This is a genomic window from Marinimicrobium agarilyticum DSM 16975, assembly GCF_000423345.1.
GTDB classification, from domain to species: domain Bacteria; phylum Pseudomonadota; class Gammaproteobacteria; order Pseudomonadales; family Cellvibrionaceae; genus Marinimicrobium; species Marinimicrobium agarilyticum.
Genome location: NZ_AUHU01000003.1, coordinates 36335 through 56707, shown reverse-complemented (window position 1 = coordinate 56707; position 20373 = coordinate 36335). Strand labels below are relative to the sequence as shown.

Below are 20373 nucleotides of genomic sequence, written 5' to 3'. Positions count from 1 at the left end.
GGGGCGTTGTTCTAAACACGCGCAAAAGGAATCTGCTTATGGCCAGCCCAAACGTTGTGATTGGCAGCGAATCGGTAAGAGGTGACGCCATCGCCGCCAAGGTACATCAGGATATCGCCTTCCTCACCGACCGCCTGGGCCGCCTGGAAAGCCAAGCCAAGCCCAACCCTCAGGTCATGAAGGTCTACAAAGACATGCTCGAAAGCCGCTACGCGGTGCTCGAATGGCTGACCCAGGACCACACGCCTAAGAACTGACGGGGAACCAACGGTTTTCAGGTCGACGTCTGTCATCAAAACTTCACGGCTTTGTTGTCGTTTCGTCATGCCCCGCCGCCAGACTGGGCGGCATCACAGGCAGACGGGACACGACCATGACCGACGCTTCCTCGCCCGCGCTTCAGCCCGCCAAGGCCGCTGTTCGCGCCCCTTCCCCCCTGATCAACAGTCGCACCATCTGGATTTCCGACCTGCACCTGGGTAACCGGGATTGCCAGGCCCAGTACCTGTTGCGCTTTCTCGACGACATCCAGTGTGAAACGCTGTACCTGGTCGGCGATGTGATCGACTTCTGGGCGTTGAAAAAACGCTTCTGTTGGCCGGCCGAACACTACCAGGTAATGCTCAAGCTGTACGAGCTGGCCGGTAAGGGCGTACGGGTGATCTACGTACCGGGCAACCACGATGAACCCATGCGCCGCTTTGATGGCGACCTGTTCGGGCCCATCGAAATTGCCAAGGAGCACGAGTACCGCAGCGCGGACGGGCGCCGCTGGCTGATCATGCACGGCGATGCCATGGATGCCTACATCAACCTGACCTGGATCACGCGGGTGTGTGGCGATATGGCCTACGGCCTGCTGCTGTTCATCAACCGCTGGTCCAACCGCTTACGCCGCTGGGGCGGGCGGCCCTACTTCTCGCTGGCCGGTTTGATCAAGAGCAACATCAAAGGCGCTCGGGACGCGATTGACACTTATCAGACCGAAGTCATGGAAGAGGCACGACGTCGCGGCTACGATGGCGTGATTTGCGGCCACATTCATGCCGCCGCCCTGCTGGAGCAGGACGGAATGCACTACGCCAATACCGGCGACTGGATTGAGAGCTGTACCGCATTGATGGAAGACTATCAGGGCGAGATTCACCTGTTGCACTACAGTGATCAAGTGCAGTGGCACACGGTCCCCGCGCCCGAGGAAGAAGAACGGCCCGGTACGGCCCAGGCCGCCTGAGGCATCAACGACGGCTTGCCGGCAGCTCGCCCTTGGTCATCAACGATTCGACCATGGGCTTGAGTTCGGCGGCGAGCCGCTCGTAGCCCTTTTCTTCGGGATGAAGCAGATCGGGCATGATGGCCTTGGGCAGGTGACCCTGCTCATCCAGGAAGATATCGTTGACGTTGGCCCAGTAACCCCCCTCGCGCGCGGCCAGCCCCTGAATACGGTCATTGATGGCGTCATTGGTAACGCGCATGGGATCGTCCGGCGTGGCGCTGCGGGGGAAGATGGCCAGCAGCAGAATGTTGGTCTCGGGCAGTCGCGTCTGCAGTTGATCCACAATTTCGGTCACGCCCGCGGCCACTTCCGAGGGTGGGTCCATCCGGTGGCCGGTGTTGTTGGTGCCGATCATCATCACAATCAGCTCGGGATCGATCTCGTTCACCGCCCCGTGCTCAAGGCGCCACAGAACATTTTCCGTCCGGTCACCGCTGAAGCCCAGATTCAGAGTGCGCCACTCGCCAAAAGCCTCTTCAAATGCCTCGGCGCCGGACTGCTCCCAGCCTTGGGTGATGGAGTCCCCGATAAAAACCAATTCCGGATCCTTTTCCCGAGCCAAGGCCAACTTTTCCTGGTGCCGTGGCATCCACCACTCGATGGCCCACTCCTCTTCCAATGGCGCAGGGTCCAGCGCCGGCGGCAGGGGGTCGGCGTGGCTTTGCTCGGGCTCGGGCGTCGTGCAGGCCATAAGGGCACTGCACAGTCCAAGGGTCAAAAGGCCGGTTTTTATTCTCATGGGGAATCCTATATGCAACGATTGTTGTTTTGAGAGCCGCTCTCAGCGCGAGGGCGGCAGCACTGTCTGGTTCTGCTCACCCAGGCCGTCGACGCCCAGGCGCACCCGATCGCCGGGCTTGAGGTACACCGGCGGCTTCAGCGCCAGGCCCACACCCGGCGGTGTGCCGGTGGAGATAATATCACCTGGCTGCAGGCTCATGAACTGACTGAGATAAGCCACCAGTTGGCGCGGGTTGAATACCATGTTGCTCGTGCTGGAGTCCTGATAGCGTTTGTCGTTCACTTCCAGCCAGATGCCCAACTCCAGCGGATTGGGCACTTCGTCCCGGGTCACCAGCCAGGGGCCGATGGGGCCGAAGGTGTCGCAACCTTTGCCCTTATCCCACTGGCCGCCGCGCTCGAGCTGGAACTCCCGCTCGGAGACGTCGTGAACCACGCAGTAACCGGCGATATAGTCCTCGGCCTCCTGCTCTGAGACGTATTTGGCTTCACGGCCGATGACCACGCCCAGTTCCACTTCCCAGTCCAGCTTTTCCGAGCCCCGCGGAGTGAGAATGCCGTCATCCGGACCACAGATGGCACTGGTTGCCTTCATGAAAATCACCGGCTCGGGCGGCACCGCCTGGCCGGTTTCTTCACAGTGGTCCACGTAGTTCAAGCCGATACAAATAAACTTGCCTACGCGGCCGACACAGGGCCCCAGACGGGGGTTGCCCGGCACGGCGGGCAAATCTTGCGGGTTGCAGTCCCGAATCCGCGTCAGCTCCGCATCGCCGAGAGCGGCCCCGGCGATATCATCGACCAGGGAGGACAGATCGCGCAGTGTTCCGTCTTTATCCAGAAGACCCGGACGCTCCTGGCCCGGCTCACCGTAACGCAGCAATTTCATGGCAAAACCTTAGTGTTGTGAATAGTGAGGGTTCAACCGACGGTCAATTGCTCCAACCGCCGTCGATGATGTTGATCGTTCCCGTCGTAAACGCACTCTCGTCCGACGCCAGATACACCGCCAGTTGGGCGATTTCCTCGGGGCGGCCCATCCGGCCCATCGGCTGTCGGGCAACAAACGCCTCGTAGGCAGCGTCGTAGTCGCCGGTGGCGGCCAACCGTTGCTCGAGCGAGGGTGTCTGTACGGTGCCCGGGCAGATGGCATTGGCCCTTACCCCTTGAGTCATAAAGTCCGCCGCCACCGCCTTGGTAAGCCCAATCACCGCTGCCTTGGTCATGCCGTAGGCGTAGCGGTTGGGCGCGCCCTTGATGGAACTGGCCACCGAGGACATGTTGATAATGGAGCCACCGCCGCTGTCCAGCATACCCGGTAAAAACGCGCGGATCATGCGATGCATGGAGGAGACATTGATGTCGAACGAGCGCTCCCATTCCGATTCGTCACAATCGAGAATGGTGCCGGAGTGAACATAACCCGCGCAGTTGAACAGGATATCAATCGGGCCCAGCGCTTGCGCCAGGGCGTTGACCGCTGTGGTATCCGTCACATCCAGTACCTGGGTCCCCAGGTCGAGCTGCGCCAGTGCTTCGGCATTAATATCCGTGGCAATCACCCGCGCCCCTTCCCGGGCAAACCGTTCGGCCGTGGCCCGGCCGATACCCTGCGCGGCGGCGGTAAGAACCGCGACTTTTCCCTCGAGTCGTCCCATGCTTACACCTGCCTGACCGGCAGGCACGCCGGTCCAATCGGTTCGAAAGATTTGTAGGTCAGGATGAACTCCTGGTGCCCGAGCTCTTCGGACAGGCTGCGCTCGCCCGAGGCCACCGCCAGAACCCGGCGGTAAATCTCCTCTCCCACCTCATCGAGGCTGGCTTCCCCGCCGAGGATGCGGCCCGCGTTGATGTCCATATCCCCGGAGAGCTTTTCGTAGGTTTCCGGGTTGGCGCAGACTTTGATGACCGGTGAAATCGCCGAGCCCACCACGGAGCCGCGGCCCGTGGTAAAGAGCGTGAGGTGACAACCGCTGGCGATCATCTCGACGATTTCGGCGTTGTCGGCAATATTGGGGAACCCGAAACGGGGCTCGCCATCGGGTACCACGTCCAGCAGATACAGTCCGCCGGTGGGAGGGGTATCGCCGGGTTTGATCAGCCCACTGATGGGCGAGGCCCCGGACTTGGAATAGGCGCCCATGGACTTTTCTTCCAGCGTGGTCAGGCCGCCGTCAGCGTTGCCCGGGGCAAAGCTGCCAAAGCCCATGGTCCGGTAGTACCGCTCGGCCTTGGCCACGCAGTCCTGAATCTGTTGCCCCAGCTCCGGGGTCACGGCCCGCTCCGCCATGATGTTTTCACAGCCGATCAGCTCACCGGTTTCTTCAAACATGCAGGCGGCACCGTCTTCCACCAGATGATCAAAGCAGCGGCCCACTGCGGGGTTCGCGGTAATGCCGCTGGTGCCGTCGCTGCCGCCGCAGATGGTGCCCACCACCAGCTCACTCATGGCCATGGGCACGGGGGTCTGTTGCGCCATTTGATCGCGCATGGCACCGACGCTCTGGATACCCCGGGCCACGGTGGAGGCGGTACCACCGTTTTCCTGGATCACCAGCAGGTCCACGGGGCGGCCGCTGTCGGCAATCTGCTCGCGCAGTTCGTCCCGGTCCATGCTCTCACAGCCGAGCGAGACCAGCAGGACCCCACCCACGTTCGGGTGCGTGCACAGGGCCTTCATCATGTCGCTGGCATAATCGTTGGGAAAGCAACCGGGAAAACCAATCAGGTGAACGTCCAGATCATCAAAGTGCTGAACGATTTTTCGGCTGACGTGATGGGCACATTCCACCAGATAGGCGACCAGCACCACATTGCGGATGCCCTTGCGCCCGTCCTGACGAAGATAGCCTTGAAGCGGTGCCTGCTGCTGGGTAGGGCTCACGATGGCGACTCCTGTGATGCGGTAGTGGGCGTGGATGAGGCGGATGAGGTTGCGGCGCGACCTTCCCGGCGCCGGGTATGGCTGGCCAGATAGTCACTGGTCATATTGTGCATATGCACCCAGGCGCCCGCGGCAACCGGCGCCAGCAGGGAGCCGATGGGTGCGCCGTACTTGACGATTTTCTCCCCGGTGGTCATGTCCCAGCGGGCCATCTTGTGCCCGACCGCCAAGGGTTCGGGCAACACCAGCGAGCGCTCACCCAAGGTAACAGTCGTGCCCGCGGACAGGCTGCGGGTGGCGACCAGAACGTTGTCGCTCGGGTGGAGCAGAATCAATGCCTTATTGGCGGTGGCCTTGTCGTTCATGACACTGGATCTCCCTCGGCCGGCACAGGCGCATTGCCCACCAGCAGTTGTTGTTCTTTCAGGGCGTCCCAAAACGCCGATGGTATGGGATGGTCCATCCAGACCTTGGCCTGATGGACTTCTTCCGCAGTGGCACAGCCCGCAATCACCGACACCACCGCCGGGTGCGCGGAGGGAAACTGCAGGGCGGCCGCAGGCAGGGGCACATCAAAATCAGCACACACGGTTTCCAGCGCGGCCACCCGCTCAATGACATTGACCGGAGCGGGCTCGTAGTTGTAGTGAAACGGCCCCTCGCCCTGAACACCGGTGGCGAGAATGCCCGAGTTGAACGCACCCCCAATCACCACCGAGACGCCATTGACCTCGCAGGCGGGCAACAGCCGCTCCAGAGCGGCCTGCTCCAATAGGGTGTAACGCCCCGCGAGCAGCAGTACGTCGATATCCAGCTCCGCCAGGGCCCGCTCGCACACCGCAATTTCGTTCACGCCCAGGCCAATGGCATGGATCAGGCCCTGTTGTTTCCATTCCTGCAGGGCGCGATAGCCACCCTGGCAGAATTGTTCCCAATAAAAACCATCGTCATCCCCGTGGGTCAGAGCGCCCAGATCGTGGGCGTAGACGATGTGTGGCCGGCGGCCCAGTCGCTCGCGGCTGGCTTCCAGCTGGCTCAACACGCCCTCGTAGCTGTAATCAAACACCGGGGTCAGGTCCGGCGCCCCGGCGAAACCAAACCGAACCGCCCGACGTGCCTCGGGAGCGATGGGCTCCAGTCGCCGCCCGATCTTGGTGGAGATGGTGAGGGACTCCCGCCCCAGCGCCGCCCCCAGGCGTCGCTCACTCAACCCGAAACCGTAGTGAGGCGCGGTATCGAAGTAGCCAATGCCCTCGGCCCGGGCTTGAACCAGGGTGGCCCGGGCCGCCTCATCGGACAGGGGCCGGTAAAGGTTGCCCACGGGGGCCGCCCCAAAGCCGAGCATAGGCAGCTCCAGGGAGGTCTCGCCCAGGGGGCGGCGTTGCAGGGAGCGGGTTGATCTCACGTTAGCCCTTCTGTATCAGTGTGCGGATTCTCTCTCTCGCTTACCGGAATCCAGCCTTGCTCCCAGGGACAGTCGGCTGAGTTCTCGGGTATTCGAGCTTGTCAGAACGATAAGCCTGGAAGTTTTTATAATTAAAAAATACATCATAAGTAAAAATAAAATCAGACAATTTGTCAACCGGTTTCTCTCGAAAGCCGGCTACAGGCTGTGCTGCTTCAGCATTTCCGACAATTGCGCTGCCGCCGCACACAGGCGCTCGATTGCCTCCTCCACGGTGCAGCGCTCGGGCTGATAGCGAACGAAAGGCACCGTCAGCGCCGCGACGGCACCGCGGCGCCCCATGAGTGGGGCCGACAGGTCGGTCACCCCATCGCTGAAGTCGCTGGGAGAGCGGACATAACCCTGGCCCTTGGCTTGGGCCGTCCGTTCGCCGAACGCGTCCATATCATCCTTGTCGACCTCTTCCAGTTGTCCGCGCATTACCGCCTGGGTATCAGGTTCCTGAAAGCCGTAGAGAATGACGCCGGAAGCGGCTTTTACCAGAGGCCGACGGTAACCAACGCGCACTGAAAAGCCGAGGTCCCCGGGATTTTCAATCCGCCCCACCACGACAATCTGATCCCCCGAGGCCATGGCAATATGACAGGACTGACTGATATCCCGCGCCAGCGCAGACATGACCGGCAACGCCAGTTCGATCAGGGTTTTGGTGGGCCCTCGAGCAATTCCCAAGGCGAAAAGCTTGTTACTGAGGGTGTAGCCATCCTTTGCGCCCTCGGCCGGAACAATGTACCCGCGAAACTCCAGCGCCAGTACCATGCGGAACAGCTCACTCACGGAGCGCCCGAGTTCACTCGCGATCTGGGAGGTGGTCATGGGCTCCGGGCTGCGGGCCAGCAGTTCGAGCACGTCCAACCCCTTCTCTAGCGCCGGCGCCTTGTATTTGCGCTCCTCAGCGCCCGCCGTGTCACTGCGGCTCGGTATCTTTTCTTTCATGATGTTGCTTCCCATTGCCGATGGCGATGAGCGCTCTCGCACTCACCGAAAAACCCAACCGAGTGCACCGCCGCGAGCGTAGCGACGCCCTGCAGGGTCAACCGATGGACCGGTTTAACCGATAGATTTCAAGGGCATTGTTGCGAAATAGGGCGGCTTCCAACGCCGGAGCTCGCCACCGTATCCGCTCGCGCGCACGCTCGAGCCAGTCCGAATAACGAGTGGTCAGCGTCAGTACCGGCCAGTCACTGCCCCAGAGCACGCGCTCCGCTCCGAAGAGATCCAGGATTCGGTCGATATAGGCATCCATCGCCTCAACCGGCTGCTCCGGCGCCATCTCGGTGGCAAGTCCGGACAGCTTGCAAAGGACATTGGGGCGCCGCGCCAATACGGCCAGGCCTCGCTCCCACGAACCCGTTTCGCCCCGGCCGATGGCGGGTTTACCCCCGTGATCCACCACAATCCTCAGGCTGGGATGACGCCGCGCCAGTTCGTCGATGACCGGCAAATGGATCGGCGTCACCAGAGCGTCAAACACCAATTGGCGCTCCGCCATGGCCTCCAGGGCCTCGGGTCGTGCCCGGCGCAAGATCCAGTCCGCCTCGTCCAGGTCCTGAAGCATGGGCCGAATGCCGCAGAGCCACGGCTCGTCCGCCAATTCATGCACCGCCTGAGCCGCCGCGGGGGCACTGAGGTCCACCCAACCGACGACCCCCAGAATGCGCGGGTCGTGCTCCGCCAGTGTCAGCAGATAACGGGTGTCGTCCGGGTGTGGCTGGGACTGGACCAGAACCGACCCCACCACCCCACACGGTGAAGCCTCAGCCCAGAAATCCTCCGGGGTAAAATCCCGGTAAAGCGGCTTCAGCGCCGGCGTGGGCCAACGACATTCGGGCCGCCCCAGTTGCCAGAGGTGCTGGTGGGCATCAATGATTCCCACGTCGCTCATGCGGCCCCCTTGAGCGTGCGCCGGGCAAACGCCGCGACGACAAGGAAACACAACAGCGGCACGCTCACCGCCCAGTGGATTGCGGTCAGGTCCGAGACCAATCCCATCAACGCCGTGACGATCGCACCCCCGATGATGGCCATAATCAATAGCGCGGAGCCGGCTTTAGCCAGCGGCCCTAGCCCGCGCAGGCTCAGGGCGAAAATCGTGGGAAACATCAGGGACATGAAAAAGCTGGTGCTGGCCATGGCCAAGAGCCCGATATGAGTCGGGACCAGTATTGCCACGGCGCAGAGCACGACATTGGCCAGGGCATAGATCAACATCAAGCGCGCGGGCGCAATGCGCCCCATCAACGCGGTCGCGACAAAGCGACCGATCATGAAGGCAAGCAGGGACGCGGCCAGATAGTCCGCCAGGGTTTTCTCACCCGCCTCGGGCAAGGCGCTCTGGCCGTAGCGAATCATGTAGCTCCAGATGCAAACCTGAGCGCCGACGTAAAAGAACTGGGTGGCCACCCCAAAGAGGTAGTAGCGCCGCTGAAGTAGCGCTTTGAAATCCGACAGGCGGAACGCCCGGTCACCGCCTTCATCGCCTCGGGCCACCGCCGGAAAGCGCACGCACCAGACCGCCAGAGCCCAGAGCAGCACCACCGCAGCAATGGCCAGGTAGGGCCCTGCCACCGCCTGCACTTCCGCCGTGTGGAAGGCGGTACGCTGAGTGGCCGTCATCGCGGCGAGGGCTTCCGGGCTGTGCTCGACACCGGACAGGATGAATTCGCGCCCGATCAACACACCGGAGATAGTTCCCAGAGAATTGAAGGACTGGGCAAAGTTAAGCCGTCGTTCGGCGGTTTCCGGGTCGCCCATCGCGACAATCATCGGGTTGGCCGAGGTTTCGAGGAACGCGAGACCGCAGGCGATCACAAACAGGGCGAACAGAAAATAGCCGTACTCCTGAGCCTGGGCTGCAGGATAAAACAGGGCGGCTCCCAGGCCGTAGAGCAGCAGGCCCGCAATCACCGCCGCCTTATAGCCGAAACGTTTCATGGCCAGCGAGGCCGGAATGGCGAGGGCGAAATACCCAAAGTAGAACGCGGACTGGACCCAGCCGGAAGCAAAGTCGCTGAGTACGAATGCCTTTTTGAACTGCGTGATCAGAATGTCATTCAGGTTGTTGGCGACCCCCCACATAAAAAAGAGGCTGATAATCAGAAACAGGGGCAGCCAAAGCGCCATGCCGGTTGCAGCCGGCGCGGGGGGCCGAGTCTCAGCCTGAGCATTATTATTCATGGGCTCTCCTTTCGGCTCTTATTGATTGTCTGTGGCCCGCCGCAGCGCCGCTCAGGGCAAGCAGGACGGAAAATACTCAATCAGAGCCGCTGGTTATTATGACTCTCTGTATAACACAGTTTCAATTTACATGTAAAATGATCTTTATTTGTAAAAACATGGCGCTATGCTGTCTGTACCGGCACTTAGTGACCACCTGCCGAGTCCAGCGCATATCCATACCAGCCTGGGGCAAGTATGGCACTGCCCGTATCGGTGACTATCTCGAGCTCGCACAATAGCGGGCAATGTACTCATCATGGGTGAGCATACTCTCCGCGCCCGCCGCGATCGTTTGCCGCATTTTAGCGGCGACCGCGCGCAGGCGGTCCAGTTCGTAGGTGTCCACCAGCGGATCGTACCGTTTCGGTATCACCCCCTGCCCTTCAAAAACCGCGACCCAACTGGTATCGGCGAATAACTCTTCGTCATAGCGAAACACCCGCCCTCGGCTTTGATACAAATCAAGTTTGTGCTGAAGGCTATCGGGGATCGACATCTCCCGGGTATAGCGCCAAAGCGGAGCGTCATCCCGTTGCGTCGCCTTGTAATGAAGAATGAGAAAGTCCCGGATGCGCTCGAACTCGGTGTCGGTCAAGCGGTTGTACTCGGCAATGTCCACCGGGTCGAAGGCCCGGTCGGGGAATACGGTCATTAACTTAGCAATGGCGCTTTGAATCATATGGATACTGGTGGACTCCAGCGGCTCCATAAAGCCGGCGGCCAAGCCCACGGCCAGACAGTTCTTGTTCCAGGCGCGCTTGCGCTTGCCGGTGGTAAAGCGCAAGGCTTTGGGGTCGGCCAGCGGTTTGCCGTCGAGCCGGTCCAGTAATGTGGCTTGGGCTTCATCGTCGCTCAGGAAATCACTGCAGTAAACATAGCCGTTGCCCAAGCGATGCTGCAGCGGTATCCGCCACTGCCAACCCGCCTCCAAAGCCGTCGAACGCGTGTAGGGCCGGGGCGCTTCGTTCGCTTCGCAGGGCACCGCTACCGCGCGATCACAGGGCAACCAGTGGCGCCAGTCTTCGTAACCGGTGTGCAGCGCCTCCTCGATAAGCAGACCTTTGAAACCGGAACAGTCGATAAAGAAATCCGCCTCCAACTGACTGCCGTCATCGAAGACCACAGCGTCGATAAAGCCGTCATCCGGGCGTAAGGTGGCACCTTTGACGGTTCTTTGCCAACGTTGAACGCCTCGCGCTTCGGCATAACTTCTCAAATACGCAGCATAACGGGTCGCATCCAGGTGATAGGCGTAAGCGATATTCGACAGTACCGAACGGGGGTTGGCATCGGGGGGCGCGAATCGACCGCGATAAGCGGCTACGGTGGGCAGGCTGTACTCACTCAGCGCGCCACCCTCGCCCCGTTGTGCAAGCTTGCGCCAGTACTGATGAAAGGGCACGTTTTCGAGGTCCGCCCCGTAGCGGCCGAAGGGGTGAAAATACGTGTGACCTTTCTGAAACCAGTCGACAAATTCAATGCCGAGTTTGTAGGTCCCCCGGGTTTCACGCAGGAACTCGTGCTCATCAATCTGCAAAAGACGATTGAACAATTGAATGGGGGGAATAGTGGCCTCACCCACACCGACGGTGCCAATCTCCGGGGACTCGATCAACACCACCTCACAAGGGTGATACTGCAGCAACTTGCCCAGAGCGGCCGCCACCATCCAACCCGCCGTGCCACCGCCGACAATGGCGATGCGGCGCACAAACAGATCATCTGAATTCATGGGTATCCTCGGGCTCGTCAATGGTCAAAAAAAGGGCTGCCGAAGCAGCCCAAAACATCGCGATCGACCTGGTCGGGGATCGGAGATTCCTTAAAAGTTGGCTCTCAAACGCAGCCCTATGCGGCGGTCGTTGAGGGTGAAATCGCGCGGCCTGTTGGGGAATGCCTGGTAGGTGAAGTTGTTTTCATCCAGCAGGTTCACCACATCGAACGACAGGCTGAAAGTATCGTTGATGTCATAACTGATGGACGCGTCCATCTGCCCGTACTCGTCGTTGTAAATGGGCAGGTTACCGGTGCCGTTACCCGCGGTGGTGATCACCCATTCGCTGCGCCAATTATAGGCCAGACGAACGGACCAGTTGGTCTGTTCGTACATCAGCACCAGGTTGTAGCTGTCTTCCGACAGACCTTCCAACGGTACCAACAAGGGGTTGCCTTCACTGTCCAGAGCCGAGGGGCTGGGTGCTTCACTGTCAACATAAGTGTAATTGGCTTGCACGCCAAAACCGTCGAAAGGCTGGGGCAGGAAGTCGAAAAAGGTCTGCCAGCCAATTTCGTAACCCTGGATGGTGCCGTCCTCACCGTTGACGGGCGCGGAGACTTCAAAGGTCTGTACACCTTTTCCGGGCACCTCAAACTGAGCATCGTAAACGCCGTTTTGAACGAAATCTTTCACGTCTTTATAGAACAGAGTGGCATAGGCCATGCTGGCGTCGTTGTAGTACCACTCCAACGCGGAGTCCAATTGATTCACCGTCAGCGGTTTTAGCCCCGGGTTACCGCCCGAACCCGTGGTGTCCTGAAGCACTGGTGCCGTGCTGGGATTACCGTCGTGGTCCAGATAATCCTCACTCAGTGTGAAATTTCCGGACAAGTCCGAAAACGATGGGCGGGACAGGCCTTTAGAGGCGGCTATGCGCCAGTACAGATTATCTTTCAGGAAAAAGCGAATATTCAGACTGGGCAACACTTCAGTGTAGCTTTGATTCACCGTGATCGGAGACTGATCCTGAACATCAACAAAGAGGTCATCTTCAGTCCGATAGGTTAAAGTTCGGACCCCATCGGTCTCCACCTCTGTTTCGACCACACGCACACCGACGTTGCCGTCAAACGGCAAAGGCGAGCTGTCCATGCCAAAATCCAACATGGCGTAGAAGGCACTGGTTTCCTCGCCTTGAATGTTGATCTGATTCTGTTCGGCGAAGCCGAAAGGACCTTCCGCGCCAGGACTCATGCCCCCCAGCACTTCCAACGCCCGAGCGTGATCACTCATCAGTTCGGGGGATACCACATAGTGAGGCCCGAAATTGCGCAGGGCACCGTCACCGCGCCAGAAGTCACTTTGATGGGGGTCCAGCACGTTGTATTCAGGCTCGGCTTCGTAGCCGACCGACCCCGATATACCGGACCAGTTAAAACCCGAATCCCGGGTTTCAATGTCTTTCGTGGTGTAACGCACACCCGTGGTAAAGGTGCGCATCAGACCTCCTTCATCAAAATTCCATTCCAGGTCGGTCCGCACTGCTGTCTCGTCACCGGTATTGTCGGCGCTACGGCTCATCATGGCCTGATAGAAGTAATTCGTCGGGTCTTCCATAAAACCATCGGGCTCAACCCGAAATGCCGGTTCGTCGCCTGTCAGGTCCATAAAAAAGCGGGACCCGCTCTCAAGGGAGCCGAATCCGGTGACGTCGCGGTAGGAGGTTTCCGAATCGATGTATTGCAAGTCCCCGGTCCACTTGATGTCTTCACGAACGTGCCAGATAAAGCCGGTAGCGTAGTCTGTGGTCTCGGAGTCGCGAATGGCGTCTCGGGTAAAGCTCTGGAACGGAGGACTTTCAAAGCCGCCGGTCAGCATATTGCCCTGACTGTCGAAACTGAAGCTGCCCTCAACCGGGCTCAAGGCATCGTTTTCACCCGCGCCGTAGGCAAAAATACCGGTTTGCGGATCGTAGAATTCGTATTGGGAGGTCAGATAGGTGGCGTAGTACTCAAAATCATCCGAAGGCCGCCACTGAAACGCCATCGCCGCACCCGTGCGCTCACGATCGCCATTCCAGGAGGAGATGCCACCGCCGGACGCAATTTGCAGCTCCTGTCCCTCGTATCCGGTCAGGCCCTCTCTCGTAAAAAACGGCTCGACCGTAACTTTGTCTTCCCGGAACACCGCTTCGTTGTAAGAGAGGTTCACCAGGAAGCCGAATTCACCCGCGCTGGTGTCCCAGCGATCAGAGTAAAGGCCGGAAACGCCGTAGCCCTCGTCGTCACGAACGTCATAGTGGGTACCGCTTACCGCGGCGCTGATCAAGCGGCCATCGGCATCAAATGGCATGCGGGTGCGAAGATTGACAATACCGCCGATGCCACCCTCAATCTGATTGGCGGCCGGGTTTTTATAGACATCAATGCCGGCGAGCAGCTCGGAGGGTACGTCTTCAAAGCTCAGCGCCCGGCCGTCGGTGGTTGAGAAGATGTCCCGGCCATTGAGTTCCGTGCGTACCTGGGTCAGACCGCGAATGGCAATATCGCTACCCTCCCCTCGGTTGCGGGAAATCTGAACGCCGGAAATCCGTTGCAGGGCCTCGGCCACATTCACGTCCGGCAGTTTACCGATGTCGGTAGCGACGATGGAGTCAACAATCACCGCCGAGTCGCGCTTGATGGTTTGCGCAGACTCCAAACTAGCCCGAAGACCGGTGACGACGATTTCTTCCAGCGCCTCCTGTTGGGAACCGGCCTCTTGGGCGATAGCGGGAGGCAAGGCCCCCACCGCCAACAAGGCGGCGGTGGACACAAAGGTGGCCCGCAGAGTGTTGGTCTTGGGAAACCGGGGCTGTTTCAGCTCTATCATTATGGCTCTCCTCTGGCTTTGGCTTTATATCGTTATTGGTCGGCGCGAGGCGACGGAGGGTCCACTCGGCCATAAGTCAGTTATAGCTCAAATGTTTTATTGGTGCAAACAATTTCTTATGTGAAACATCTTTAAAGCAGGCGGATTTGGATGTTTTTCGTGCCAACCCGGAAAACGGACAGAGCTATAGAACCAGGCCGCCGTAGACATATTCGGCCGCCGCTAAGACGGCGAGACGCCTGGGAGAGATAATGGTGACGAAGCTGGGGCGAGGTTCTAGTGGGGGAATGCGTCGGAGATAACGCGGTAGTGTTCCGCCATTTTCGCCGGATCAAAGGGGGGTTTGAAGAAGGCGTGGTAGTCGCCCCGGGGGTTGAACAGGACCACCTGGCCACCGTGGTCGATGGTGTAATCGTTTTCCAGCGTAACCTTGGCGAACGCCACGTTGGCCTCATTCGCGAAGCGCTTCAGGGTCAGGAAATCCCCGGTAACGCCGACGAAGTCCTCGTGGAAATAGGGAACGTATTCCGCCAATACCTCTGGGGTATCGCGCGCCGGGTCCAGGGTCACCAGTAAAACCTGAGTGTCGGCGGCCCGCTCGGGGCTGAGCTCATCCATCATGCGGGACAGCTCCGCCATGGTCACCGGACAGATATCCGGGCAGTGGGTAAAGCCGAAAAAGGCCAGGGTCCAGACGCCCTCCAGGCTTTCATCGGTAAAAGGCTCACCCCGGTGGTTCACTAACTCGAAGTCGGTCAGGCGCCGGGGCTGGTCAAACACCACGGTGCCCTGCTCTCGGAGCGCCTCCCGGTCCAGGGGCGGTTCGCGGGTAACTTTGTACACCTGCAGGCCAATCACCACAGCCACGATGGTCACCAGAGTGGCGACGGTGCGGCGAATGCCACGTTTTTGGGCGTTGCGATCGACCTCGGGTGCCATAGGCGTCACACCCCGGCGGCCAGGTAGTTCGTCGGCACCGGCAACAGGTAGTGATCAAGCAGCATGATCACAAACAATGCCATCAGGTAGACGATGGAGTACTTGAAAGTGTCCATGCCGACGTTGGGCTTGTTCTTACTCAACAACAGCGCCAGGGACCAGTACAGGAAACCCGCGCCGAGAACCAGTGCCCCCAGAAGGTAAAGCCAGTTCAGCATGCCGGTGATATAGGGCAGCATGGTGACCAGCACCAGAATGACGGTATAGAGCAGAATGTGCAGCTTGGTGTACTGCTCGCCGTGGGTCACTGGCAGCATGGGAATGTCCGCCTTGGCGTATTCATCTTTGCGGTGCACGGCCAGTGCCCAGAAGTGCGGGGGCGTCCAGGCGAAGATGATCAATACCAGCAACAGGGCGTGACCGTGAATTTCACCGGTCACGGCCGTCCAGCCCAGCAGGGGCGGGGCGGCGCCGGCGATGCCGCCAATGACGATGTTCTGGGGCGTGGCGCGCTTGAGGAACAGGGTGTAAACCACGGCGTAGCCCAACAGGGACACCAACGTCAGAACCGCCGTCAGGGTGTTGATGAACAACACCAGCAGTGCCATCCCCAGAGTACCGATGATCAGTGCAAAAACGGCCGCCTGCATGGGTTCAACCCGTCCCTTGGCAATGGGGCGGTTAAAGGTGCGAGCCATTTTCTGGTCCACATGGCGATCCACCAGATGGTTCACCGCCGCCGCGGAGCCGGCGCAAAGGGCGATCCCGAGGTTGCCGATCAACAGGACATCCACCGGCACCATGCCGGGCACGGCCAGCAGCATCCCGATGACCGAGGTGAGGATCATCAGCATGACCACATTGGGCTTGCACAGCTCGTAGTAGTCCCGCCAGCTGATATGGCCGGCCGATGCTCGGGTATTCTCTAGAGTCTTCGCCATGGAAGGGGTACCTCGGATTTATTATCGCCCTAGATTCGGATCGCGGAGTAACTGCGGTGAGCCAGGGTCACTATTGCCAGTAACAGTAACGCACCCACCGCGTTGTGAGCAACCGCCACGGCCAACGGCAGCGACGCCAACACATTGGTCACCCCCAGCGTGATCTGTAGCACCAACAACAGACCGACCACACCGCACAGCCGACGCGCCGGGCGGACACCCACGCGCCACAGCCGCGTCAACAACAGCGCCAGCACCAGCGTGACCACAATCGCGCCAATGCGGTGGGTCATATGAATCGCGGTGCGGGCGTCTCCTTCGAGCAAGCCACCCAGATAGTTGGGCCCCACGCTCTGAGCAAAATTGAAGGCTCGCGCAAAGTCCATTGCCGGCCACCACTGACCGTGACAGGTGGGAAAATCCGTACAGGCCAGCGCCGCGTAATTGGAGCTGGTCCAGCCGCCCAGCGCGATCTGTCCGACCACCGTCACCAGGGCAAGCCAGATCAATGGCCGCATTCCCGTCAAGCGCCGATGGCTGTTCCCCGACACACACCAGGGGCGATTGCGTAGGCGCAACGCCAACAGCCAGAGCAGGCTGAGCGTCGCGAACCCGCCCAGCAGGTGGGCAGTGACCACTTGCGGCCAAAGCTTGAGAGTCACCGTCCACATACCAAACGCCGCCTGGACAACGACCAGCGCCAACAAGCCGGTCGCGTGCCACCGGGGATATTGCATGGCGGGCGCGCGCCGGGCGAACCGCCACATGGCGATGGTCAGACCGAGAATCACCAGCCCGAGGGTTCCCGCGAAGTAACGATGGACCATTTCAGGCCAGGTTTTATCGTGCTCCACTGGCGATTCGGGAAACAGGGCTTCCGCCCGGGCGACCGACTCGGATGACTTGGGCCATGTCAGGTGGCCGTAGCAGCCCGGCCAATCGGGGCAGCCGAGCCCCGCATCGGCCAGCCGGGTAAACGCGCCCAGCACCACCACGCCAACGCACAGGGCGGTGGCGAACAACGCCCAGCGATAACCGTTCTTTCTCTGCGATCGTATGGCGGACAAGGGCTTGCCTCCTGGCACCGGTCAGTCTTCGTATGAGTAGCGCAACAGGCGCTTCAGATCTTTCAAGAGTTCTTTGCCCGAGTGCTCGGGGGTGTAGCTCATCATCACAAAGCCTTCCTGGTCCATCAGGTAGTACCGCCCGGTTTCCAGCGGCGCGTGCGGCAGGTTGGTCTGCTCAAGCGAGGCCATCATCGCAGCTCGATCCGGGCGAACCCATGCGGTGCCGGGGTGTTCGTCCTCCAGGAAGGTTCGCATCTCCTCGTCGAGGGGGCCATCCATCGGCATGATCAGGCGCTGGACTCGGTAGGCGTCCTCGGCCAGGAGGATGTGGACCTGCCGGGTCACGTAGAGGTTCTCCTCACAGTGGCCGGAACAGTCACTGGCAATGGGGACAATAATACGCCAGCGTTTGTGTTCCGGGTCCGGCTGCCAGGGCCCGCCATCGAGCGTACGCGGCTTCCACTCGGAAAAGCGCTGGGGTGGATCGAGCAGATCGCCCTTGTTCACCCGGTCATCGGGAATACCGACACCCGTCTGGTACAGCACATAGGCCAGCACCATCGGCAGTGCTACCACCGCCATCAGGGTGGCGGCGATGATGCGGCCGCGGCGTTGGAGCTGTCGTTCCCGCTCATCGGGCTGGGGGGTGTCACTCATAGCAATTCTCTCGTTGCGCTCGCGCCCGCTTCAGGCGCCGTCGTTGTCGTCTTTTCCGCGCCACGGGTGCCAGCGCTTTGTCGTCGTCAGGACAAACCACAACACCACGGCCAGCGCCATGGCGAACCACTGCACCGCGTAGCCCAAGTGCTTGGCGGCGCTGATTTCGTATTGCTGCCAGTCGGTCGTCAGCGCCCCGGGGCTGCCATCATCGAGTTTGACGTAGTGTCCGTACAAGGGTTCGCCCAGTGTGTCCGCCATAACCTGTGGCGCGATGGCCAGAATGACTTTGGGCCAGCCATCACCGGCGGGCTCACCCTCAAGCAGTGGATGTTCACTCGGAGACCACCAGTCACCGAACAGTGTCACTTCTCCCTCCGGTACCCCCGGGTTCGGCAATGCGCTGCGATCCGGTTCGCCCGCCACCCAACCGCGGTTGACCAACAGCACCGTTCCATCACTCAATTCAAAAGGACTCACCACCTCAAAACCGACCTGAGCGTCGCGTTGGCGATTGTCCAGCAGCCAGTTGCGCCCCTGCCAATAACGCCCGGTCAGGATCAGCCGCCGGTGTTCGGCCAGTTGCGCCGGGTCGGCGCCGGGAAGCGATTGTGGCGGCATGGCCTGCACCGCTTCCAGCTCGGCCTGACGCTCGCGTTTTTCCTCCGCCCGCTGAAGTTGCCAGATACCGAGCGACAACAGGAGGGGAAAGGTCAGCAGGCATAGCACCGTGACTTTTCGGTGGAAGGCGATGGTAAACTGTTTCCGAGCGGGCGTTTTATTGGCGTTCACCGTTACATCCAACGCGTAAAAACTGGAGCCGTTATGTGGCTGAAGATCATCATCCTGATTCTTTTCGTGGGCGTTCTGGCCAGTCTGACCAGTGGCCTGCGCTTTTTGTTGAAAGACGCCGGTATTCCCGAGTCCAAACGCACCCTCTACGCCCTGGGTATTCGAATCGTGCTGGCGACACTGATGATGTTGTGCGTTTTCTACGGTTTTTACAGCGGAATTCTTTCCAGCTCTGCACCTTGGGACGCGCGCGTTTAAGCGCGCGCTCCCACGGCCGGTTTACCCGAAGATGTAAACGGCGAAGAACAGACCGACCCACACCACATCGACGAAGTGCCAATACCAACTGGCCGCTTCAAAGCCAAAGTTGTCATCGGGTTTGAAGTGTCCTTTCAGCACAGAGCGCAGCCACATCACCGTCAGCATGAAGGTCCCCAGGAATACGTGCATACCGTGGAAGCCGGTCAACATGAAGAAGGTGGTGCCGTAGACGCCGGATTGCAGGGTCAGGCCCATTTCGTGGTAGGCGTGAAGGTATTCTTCCACCTGCAAAAACAGGAATACAATCGCCAGAACGATGGTGGCACCGAGCCAGGCGTTGAACGCGCGGCGGGCATTATTTTTGATCGCACTGTGGGCGAAGTGCACAGTGACACTGGAGCTGAGCAGAATCACGGTATTCCAGAACGGCAACCAGCTCCAGATGGAGCCCACCTGGGAAAAACTCATGCTTTGATCCGGGCCCTTCACGGTGGCCGCATCGCCACTGACCGCTTCCGCCGGGGTGTTCATCAACGGCCAGGAGGCCTCGAAACCTTTCCACAGGAATTCGTTGGTGGCGGTATCATCAATCGCACCCCCCAACTCCGGCAGGGCGATATTGCGGATATAAAACAGGGCGCCAAAGAAGGCCGCGAAAAACATGACCTCGCTGAATATGAACCACCCCATGCCCCACACATAGGAGCGCTTGAGCTGAGCACTGTTCAGGCCCGCCATATTCTCGTTGATGACAGCGCCGAACCAGTTCCACAGGACGACGGCAAACACCAGCCCACCGGCCATGAACAGGTAGGGGCCGGAGCTGTTGCCATTGATCCAGTTGGCCGCGCCAAATACGGTCAGAAACAACCCGAAGCTGGCCCAGAGCGGCAGCTTGCTCTGCTCCGGTACGTAATAAGTTCCTTCACTTGTCGCCATAGTGTTTACTCCGCACTCGTTGTTATTGTGTCACACTCGCCACGTTGTCTTCGCCATCCCCGTACCGGTCCGTGACATCAAACAAAGTATAGGACAGGGTGATGGTATGAATTTGTTGGGGCAGGTCTCGATCCACGATAAAGAACATGGGTAGATCCGCGCCTTCCCCGGCCGCCAGATGCTGCTGGTTGAAACAGAAGCACTCGGTTTTGTGAAAATAGCTGCTTGCCTTGAAAGGCACCAGGCTCGGAATGGCCTGCCCGATCATTTTCCGATCGGTCGGGTTGAACGCTTCAAAGTCGATCCGGGTCTGCTCACCGGGGTGCACTTCGACCGTCCGAACCTTAGGTGCGAACTTCCAGGGCATGCCCTCATTGTTGGTCGCCACGAACTGGACCTTGATCGTCCGGCTGGTGTCCACTTCCGCGCTCGTCGCCTCGTAACGGTCTCCGGTTTTGCCGTTAAGCCCGGTAATTTCACAAAACGCGTTGTACAGCGGCGGCATGATCCAGAGCGCAAAGACAAACATCCCCACCGCCCCGACGCCCAGCTTGATGCTGAGCGCGGCCACGGGATTTTCAGGTAGCAGCCGTATCATCGCAGC

Annotated in this window: 21 protein-coding genes; 3 read left to right on the top strand and 18 right to left on the bottom strand. The window is 60.0% G+C overall.

Annotation, left to right across the window (positions count from 1 at the left end; all coding sequences use genetic code 11):
* Positions 1-38: 38 nt before the first annotated feature.
* Positions 39-257, top strand: coding sequence for a hypothetical protein (locus G547_RS0100275; protein ID WP_027328133.1), 219 nt, complete (start codon positions 39-41; stop codon positions 255-257).
* A 116-nt stretch (positions 258-373) separates the two neighbouring features.
* Entirely contained in the window at positions 374-1234 is an 861-nt protein-coding gene (locus G547_RS0100270) for a UDP-2,3-diacylglucosamine diphosphatase (protein WP_027328132.1), read from the top strand.
* A gap of 4 nt (positions 1235-1238) precedes the next feature.
* Here the strand turns inward: G547_RS0100270 and G547_RS0100265 are convergent, their stop codons facing one another.
* From G547_RS0100265 to G547_RS19335, 16 genes are all read right to left on the bottom strand, one after another.
* On the bottom strand, positions 1239-2015 hold the full coding sequence (locus G547_RS0100265) for a GDSL-type esterase/lipase family protein (RefSeq protein ID WP_027328131.1): 777 nt from the start codon (positions 2013-2015) through the stop codon (positions 1239-1241).
* Positions 2016-2057: 42 nt separating this feature from the next.
* Positions 2058-2906, bottom strand: coding sequence for a fumarylacetoacetate hydrolase family protein (locus G547_RS0100260; RefSeq protein WP_027328130.1), 849 nt, complete (start codon positions 2904-2906; stop codon positions 2058-2060).
* A gap of 43 nt (positions 2907-2949) precedes the next feature.
* The gene (locus G547_RS0100255; RefSeq protein ID WP_027328129.1) at positions 2950-3675 is read right to left on the bottom strand and encodes an SDR family oxidoreductase; all 726 of its coding nucleotides are present in this window, start codon (positions 3673-3675) and stop codon (positions 2950-2952) included.
* A 2-nt stretch (positions 3676-3677) separates the two neighbouring features.
* Complete coding sequence (locus tag G547_RS0100250) at positions 3678-4901, bottom strand: UxaA family hydrolase (RefSeq protein WP_036186322.1); 1224 nt, start codon at positions 4899-4901, stop codon at positions 3678-3680.
* Positions 4898-5266 carry a UxaA family hydrolase gene (locus G547_RS19355; RefSeq protein WP_084645486.1) on the bottom strand — a complete coding sequence of 123 codons (369 nt, stop codon included), beginning with the start codon at positions 5264-5266 and terminating at the stop codon, positions 4898-4900. Before G547_RS19355 ends, G547_RS0100250 begins: the two co-directional genes overlap by 4 nt.
* On the bottom strand, positions 5263-6306 hold the full coding sequence (locus G547_RS0100240) for an aldo/keto reductase (protein ID WP_027328127.1): 1044 nt from the start codon (positions 6304-6306) through the stop codon (positions 5263-5265). Before G547_RS0100240 ends, G547_RS19355 begins: the two co-directional genes overlap by 4 nt.
* Before the next feature lie 198 nt (positions 6307-6504).
* A complete protein-coding gene (locus G547_RS0100235; RefSeq protein ID WP_027328126.1) occupies positions 6505-7302 on the bottom strand; it encodes an IclR family transcriptional regulator in 798 nt (265 codons plus the stop codon).
* A 97-nt stretch (positions 7303-7399) separates the two neighbouring features.
* Complete coding sequence (locus G547_RS19350) at positions 7400-8251, bottom strand: amidohydrolase family protein (RefSeq protein ID WP_036186319.1); 852 nt, start codon at positions 8249-8251, stop codon at positions 7400-7402.
* Complete coding sequence (gene fucP / locus G547_RS0100225) at positions 8248-9543, bottom strand: L-fucose:H+ symporter permease (RefSeq protein ID WP_027328125.1); 1296 nt, start codon at positions 9541-9543, stop codon at positions 8248-8250. The genes G547_RS19350 and fucP overlap by 4 nt, the downstream gene beginning before the upstream one ends.
* 259 nt (positions 9544-9802) lie before the next feature.
* Positions 9803-11317: a tryptophan halogenase family protein gene (locus G547_RS0100220; RefSeq protein WP_027328124.1), complete on the bottom strand. Its 1515-nt coding sequence runs from the start codon at positions 11315-11317 to the stop codon at positions 9803-9805.
* A gap of 90 nt (positions 11318-11407) precedes the next feature.
* Positions 11408-14173, bottom strand: a complete 2766-nt coding sequence (locus G547_RS19345) for a TonB-dependent receptor (RefSeq protein WP_051234498.1) — start codon at positions 14171-14173, stop codon at positions 11408-11410.
* A gap of 276 nt (positions 14174-14449) precedes the next feature.
* On the bottom strand, positions 14450-15112 hold the full coding sequence (locus G547_RS0100210) for an SCO family protein (protein WP_027328123.1): 663 nt from the start codon (positions 15110-15112) through the stop codon (positions 14450-14452).
* 5 nt (positions 15113-15117) lie between these two features.
* Positions 15118-16053 carry a heme o synthase gene (gene cyoE, locus G547_RS0100205; RefSeq protein WP_027328122.1) on the bottom strand — a complete coding sequence of 312 codons (936 nt, stop codon included), beginning with the start codon at positions 16051-16053 and terminating at the stop codon, positions 15118-15120.
* 29 nt (positions 16054-16082) lie between these two features.
* Positions 16083-17120 (bottom strand): COX15/CtaA family protein, encoded by a 1038-nt coding sequence (locus G547_RS0100200; protein WP_245573284.1) that lies wholly within the window; start codon positions 17118-17120, stop codon positions 16083-16085.
* A 21-nt stretch (positions 17121-17141) separates the two neighbouring features.
* Complete coding sequence (locus G547_RS19340; protein WP_051234497.1) at positions 17142-17777, bottom strand: hypothetical protein; 636 nt, start codon at positions 17775-17777, stop codon at positions 17142-17144.
* A 30-nt stretch (positions 17778-17807) separates the two neighbouring features.
* Positions 17808-18569 carry an SURF1 family protein gene (locus G547_RS19335; protein ID WP_051234496.1) on the bottom strand — a complete coding sequence of 254 codons (762 nt, stop codon included), beginning with the start codon at positions 18567-18569 and terminating at the stop codon, positions 17808-17810.
* Between the two features lie 33 nt (positions 18570-18602).
* Here G547_RS19335 and G547_RS0100185 point away from each other — a divergent pair, with 33 nt between their 5' ends.
* On the top strand, positions 18603-18827 hold the full coding sequence (locus G547_RS0100185; protein ID WP_027328120.1) for a DUF2909 domain-containing protein: 225 nt from the start codon (positions 18603-18605) through the stop codon (positions 18825-18827).
* A 21-nt stretch (positions 18828-18848) separates the two neighbouring features.
* Here the strand turns inward: G547_RS0100185 and G547_RS0100180 are convergent, their stop codons facing one another.
* Both G547_RS0100180 and G547_RS0100175 read right to left on the bottom strand, forming a co-directional pair.
* Positions 18849-19769 carry a cytochrome c oxidase subunit 3 gene (locus G547_RS0100180; protein ID WP_027328119.1) on the bottom strand — a complete coding sequence of 307 codons (921 nt, stop codon included), beginning with the start codon at positions 19767-19769 and terminating at the stop codon, positions 18849-18851.
* A 22-nt stretch (positions 19770-19791) separates the two neighbouring features.
* Positions 19792-20367 (bottom strand): cytochrome c oxidase assembly protein, encoded by a 576-nt coding sequence (locus tag G547_RS0100175; protein ID WP_027328118.1) that lies wholly within the window; start codon positions 20365-20367, stop codon positions 19792-19794.
* Between the last annotated feature and the right edge of the window lie 6 nt (positions 20368-20373).